Annotated in this window: 7 protein-coding genes; 3 read left to right on the top strand and 4 right to left on the bottom strand. The window is 43.7% G+C overall.

Features of this window, described 5'->3' with window-relative positions; genetic code table 11:
• The first annotated feature begins 165 nt into the window (after window positions 1-165).
• A complete protein-coding gene (locus J7J01_08145; protein MCD6210837.1) occupies window positions 166-891 on the top strand; it encodes a ZIP family metal transporter in 726 nt (241 codons plus the stop codon).
• Between the two features lie 57 nt (window positions 892-948).
• Here the strand turns inward: J7J01_08145 and J7J01_08140 are convergent, their stop codons facing one another.
• Together J7J01_08140 and J7J01_08135 are read right to left on the bottom strand one after the other, a co-directional pair.
• Complete coding sequence (locus tag J7J01_08140) at window positions 949-1,368, bottom strand: DUF2023 family protein (GenBank protein MCD6210836.1); 420 nt, start codon at window positions 1,366-1,368, stop codon at window positions 949-951.
• A gap of 87 nt (window positions 1,369-1,455) precedes the next feature.
• Complete coding sequence (locus tag J7J01_08135) at window positions 1,456-1,902, bottom strand: flavodoxin (GenBank protein ID MCD6210835.1); 447 nt, start codon at window positions 1,900-1,902, stop codon at window positions 1,456-1,458.
• Between the two features lie 177 nt (window positions 1,903-2,079).
• On the opposite strand from J7J01_08135, the gene J7J01_08130 reads away from it, so the two are divergent.
• Together J7J01_08130 and J7J01_08125 are read left to right on the top strand one after the other, a co-directional pair.
• On the top strand, window positions 2,080-3,303 hold the full coding sequence (locus J7J01_08130; protein ID MCD6210834.1) for an MFS transporter: 1,224 nt from the start codon (window positions 2,080-2,082) through the stop codon (window positions 3,301-3,303).
• A gap of 582 nt (window positions 3,304-3,885) precedes the next feature.
• Window positions 3,886-4,104, top strand: coding sequence for a hypothetical protein (locus J7J01_08125; GenBank protein MCD6210833.1), 219 nt, complete (start codon window positions 3,886-3,888; stop codon window positions 4,102-4,104).
• Between the two features lie 125 nt (window positions 4,105-4,229).
• Here the strand turns inward: J7J01_08125 and J7J01_08120 are convergent, their stop codons facing one another.
• On the bottom strand, window positions 4,230-4,457 hold the full coding sequence (locus J7J01_08120) for a hypothetical protein (protein ID MCD6210832.1): 228 nt from the start codon (window positions 4,455-4,457) through the stop codon (window positions 4,230-4,232).
• On the bottom strand, window positions 4,444-4,593 hold the full coding sequence (locus tag J7J01_08115) for a hypothetical protein (GenBank protein MCD6210831.1): 150 nt from the start codon (window positions 4,591-4,593) through the stop codon (window positions 4,444-4,446). The genes J7J01_08120 and J7J01_08115 overlap by 14 nt, the downstream gene beginning before the upstream one ends.
• Window positions 4,594-4,763 lie beyond the last annotated feature (170 nt).

Below are 4,763 nucleotides of genomic sequence, written 5' to 3'. Positions count from 1 at the left end.
AGGCATTTGCAGTTGCGAAAAAGGGTTATGAAGTCATGGGAATTGTTTTGCACAGATGGATTTTGCAAAATGGGACCTTGAGGAGTTGTTGTAAGAGCATGGTTTTTCGTGCGAGTAAAGAAGCTTATTTTTGCGTGAGTGGAAATCGTTGGGAAAAGAATGAAAATGAATGACCTGTTATTAATATTATTGCTAATCTTTGTTGGGCAAACTTTGGGGTGTTTAATTGGATTGATAAAAGAGCCAAAAGAAAACGTTTTATATGGCTCCTTAGCATTTGCTGCTTCTATGATGCTGGGTATATCGTTCTTTCAATTGATACCCGAAGGTTTAGAAATTGCACCCCATTATTTGGTGATTATCTCTTTTATCGCCGGTATTGTTACGTTCTGGATTATTAATAGAACCCTGCCACATATAAATCCTGAGTTACTGAGAAAAGAAAAGCCTTCAATAAAAAGAAGCGTTACCATGCTTGTTATCGGCATAGCTTTGCATAATATACCGGAAGGGCTGGCAATCGGGGTCGGATTTGCTTTAACACCTGCACTGGGAATTATGATAGCAGTGGGGATTGCAGCACAGGACGTGCCCGAGAATATCGCAACAATCGTTCCTTTATACGGGTTAACAAAAAAGAGGCTGAAATCCTTTGTTATAGTAACGGTGACAATATTGTTTGAATTACTCGGCTTTATTTTTGGCTATTGTTTATTGAAAGAAACATCCTTAGATTTGTTGGGCGCTTCACTTGCACTCGCAGCAGGCTTTATGTCTTACATATCCGTAGAAGAGCTGATTCCAGCAGCGCAGATAAGACAGAATTTAGGAGTGGGTGTTAGCGGTCTTGTTCTGGGGTTGGTATGTGTTCTGGTGATTAGCCTTCTGTGAAGTTAGGAATCTGGTTATTTATGGTTATGGTGATATGGTTATGGTACCAGAAGAGGATTAACCTGTGGCACTGATCGTTTCGGTCTGTAGCTGAGCTATGGATGTATTGCTATTGATATTGCTATTGCTTGTCTTTCCTGTGTTATTGTTATCATCTCTGCCGTTGCGTTTCCTTCTAAGATACCGCTCGCATTGCTTTACTCTATCGTAGCCCAGCATCGTACCGAGAATAAAGTCCTCCTCATCCGTTAAATTTGACAATGACGTAATATTCATCTGTTTAATGACAGCAACACAGATAGAATTGCCGAAAAAGACGTTTATTTTCGTTCCGTTTACCTTTTGAATGTAATAATCTATCATCTCCCTTTTTAGTCTTTTTTCAATTGCATCTCTATTCGATGCTTTCGTCGTATAAAGGACGAGAGCTCTTAATCCCTTTTTATACTCCTGTATATGATGGGTAAACACTTCCATAGCTCCTATCGTATTACTCACGCTCACTTTGCCGCAGGAAAGAAGAAAGAAATAAAAGAAAAAGAGGGTTTAAAGTCAGCGTTAGAGCTAAAGCGCTTTTGCGACTTTTAATCCCCACGCTTCGGCGTCTTCGAATGCGGGTTCAACATCGCCGTCAACTTTGAAACTTTCGGTGACGATTTCGGCACTGCATTTCTTGAGTGTTTCTTCAAGGATATCCACCGCCTTGCAGAACGAGTTGGGGTATTCCTCACTATCACCAGGACCAAAAACCGCTGCCTTTTTGCCTTCCAGAGATATGCCGTCCATTGCTTTATGGAAGTCCACGAAATCATCCTGCAAATCGCCTTCACCCCACGTAGAGCACCCGAATACAATGGCATCATAATCTGCGAGTTCATCAACGCTCGCTTCTGTCACGTTCTTCACCGTTACCGATGCCAGCCCGCACTCAAGCCCCGCAGCTACATGCTCAGCCAGCATTTCCGTGTTCCCGGTTGTCGAGCCATATACCAAAATTACTTTCGCACCCATCTTCTCTCACCCTTCTTTTTGTATTTGTATTTGCTGGGATGTGTTGGCAGTTAGGTGCATAAATAACGAACCCTAACAAGATTAGGAAGCGGAAAGAAAACCAAAATTAATTAGGCAACATTATTTGTATCCCTAACAAGTTCTTTGTTTGCAAATGCGAAAGGACTCGTAAGGGGTATGTCGCGCGGAATAAGCACTGACCACCATAAGGAAATTAAGGAAATAACAATCATAATTTATGCGGTATTGACATTTGTAGCGATGCTGAGCCTGACGCTTATGGCGCCGGTGATTAAAGAGTTCATCATTGACCGTTTCGGTGCCAGCAATACCGAGGCGAGTATGTTCTTCACACTTGAGATGCTTGCGTACGTGATTTTTGCCGTTGTCTGGGGTTCGCTCTCGGATAAGTGTGGTAGAAGGAAGCCATTCATTGTTCTTGGATTCGGAGGCTCTGCGGTTCTCTATTTTCTGATGGCGCAAGCGAACTCGCTGCAGCTTCTTTTGATACTGAGGTTTATGCAGGGCGCTATCACAGTTATGGCATGGTCGCTCGTGATGACGAGTGCGCTGGACGTCGTGCAAAGGACGAGTTATGGTAAGACGATGGGTGTGATTGGTATGGCAATGATGTTGGGCATGGCATCAGGAGCACCGGTTGGGGGCTTGTTAGCAGAGAAGTATGGCATCTTCTTCCCCATGTATTTCGCCTCTTTCCTCTTTCTGATAGGTACCCTGATTTCGGCAACCCTGATACACGATATTCGCATCGAAAACAAGCCTGAGACAATGCTCGAATCCGTAAAGGTGTTGGTTGAAAAGAGAGAGCTCGGAATCCCCTACGTATTCAGTTTTGTTGACAGGTTCACAGTTGCATTTTTCATCCTCGTATTCCCTCTGTATCTGTTTGATGCTTTTGGGCTCAGCATTGCAGAACGAGGGCTGTATCAGGCATTACTGCTATTCCCTTTTATTCTGCTCCAGTATCCATTTGGGAAGCTGTCAGATAAGATCGGCAGGACTATGCCTCTTGTCATCGGTTCTTTCTTCTATGGACTGGAGATGTGTCTGGTAGGATTCGTGGGCAAAACAACGCTTATCGCGCTAATGCTCGGCTGTGGTGTATTCGCAGCGATGATGTTCCCCGCCAGTATTGCACTTGCGGGAGACTTATCACCGGTGAATAAGCGAGGCACGGCGATAGGCGGGTTCAATGTCTTCGGCTCGCTGGGTTTTGTAGCGGGATTTTCTGCAGCTGGGATTCTCTCTGATATGTATGGTTATTGCACGAGTTTCATTCTTGGTGGCTTTTCCGAGATGCTGGTGGCACTGGTTGCAACACCGTTTCTGGTGAAGCTGGGCGTTAACAGAATGAATAAAAGAATAGAGGATGGAGGATAGAGGATTGGGAATAGGGAATGGGGCAACAGTTAATTGCATGCTTGCACGAGTTCGGGATGCATTACATTAGGGGGAAGGTGAATAATCCTAATATTTTTAGGTTTGCAGTGGAAATTTAAGGGATGATTTAGGTTTTATTTCAAAAATCGAACCTTTTTAGGGTTCATTATTTATGTCTCTAATTTTCTATCAAAGGTTCTAAAGAAAGGTTGCAGTAGGGGTACTCAAGTGGGTTATGGTCATTTCCTTGTAAAAATAGAAGGTGAAGAAGTAAAAAAATGAATACAAAAGAATAGTATTGGGAATGGCAATAGCGACTGTGTTGTTAGTCGCTGCGATAGGAAGTGCAGGCGCGACAGATATAATCGATGCACGGTGATCAAAGCTGCGGGAACCTACAACATCACAGCAAGCATAACGAACAGCACAGCACTATATTGCATAGACATCCAGTCAGATGATGTCATTATTGATGGTTGATGGGCACGGGCACTTCATAGACGGTGTTGATAATGATGCGTATAGCGCCGGAATTCACTATTGGAAGCATAACGTAGCAGGCGATAACGTAACCATAAAAACGTGGAAATTAAAGGGTTCGACAACGGAATCTGGTTTGAAGGAACTGGTTCCAGTAAGTTCTCCAATATTACCGTTGAAAACTGCTTGATACACGACAACGGTGCTGGTACCAGACAGGGGATTCACCTTCTGCATGTGTGTAATAGCACAATAAAGAACAAAGAACAACGTGGTTTACAACCAGACAGGAACTGGCAGCGGTTGTGGAGCAGGCGGTAACGGTATTTTCTTAAAAGGAAGGGGTGCGACCCACGGTTGGGCGCGTAACATAACTCACTGCGCGATGTATACAACAAAGACTCGAGCACTACCAGTGACTGGAATACTTGCGGTATGTGTTTCGATTACAACGATACAAGCGCATATTGCTCTATATTATTCACCGCAGCGCTATTCAATACCTTGCCGGAGGCTCTTTTTTCTATCCCCCCTTTGCTCAGCGTGTAGTTGTTTGATGCATTGGCTTTAATCTTAGTCTTAGTCCCATCGGAGGAGATATGCTCCAGGTTTACCATCCCCAACGATCTGGCAACAGTGACGGTCTTCTTAAACGTTTCTTCAGCTTCGTGCACTCTCTTTTGAAATTGCAGAGCGTCCTGAAATCGGGCTTCTCATTCTCAGCAGCATCTGGCGTGAATATGCGGGATTGCCGGGTGTAAACCTAAACTGGTACTTCTTCTCCACTTCACTCATGTCTATACTATTCACGATGGAAACCACCAGGTAGCAGATGTGGTCTACCGGTATGAGATCTCTAATATCAGGGGGGCAATAGCTATGACTGCCAAATTTTATCGCTTTTTATATAGGTAAAGGCAATTCTTAGGTAATTTAGGTAATAGTTGGACAGCCTCTTTAGGTATTAGACCTTATAAATA

This window comes from Methanophagales archaeon, from assembly GCA_021159465.1.
In the GTDB taxonomy this organism is placed as follows: Archaea; Halobacteriota; Syntropharchaeia; order Alkanophagales; family Methanospirareceae; genus G60ANME1.
Note: the sequence above shows the minus strand (reverse complement) of the source record. Positions and strands in the feature narration are given on the sequence as shown.

Excerpts from the sequence above, each read along its gene's own strand:
- J7J01_08130 (MCD6210834.1), top strand. The coding sequence starts at position 2,080 with ATGTCGCGCGGAATAAGCACTGACCACCATAAGGAAATTAAGGAAATA.
- J7J01_08145 (MCD6210837.1), top strand. The coding sequence starts at position 166 with ATGAATGACCTGTTATTAATATTATTGCTAATCTTTGTTGGGCAAACT.
- J7J01_08135 (MCD6210835.1), bottom strand. The coding sequence starts at position 1,902 with ATGGGTGCGAAAGTAATTTTGGTATATGGCTCGACAACCGGGAACACG.
- J7J01_08140 (MCD6210836.1), bottom strand. The coding sequence starts at position 1,368 with ATGGAAGTGTTTACCCATCATATACAGGAGTATAAAAAGGGATTAAGA.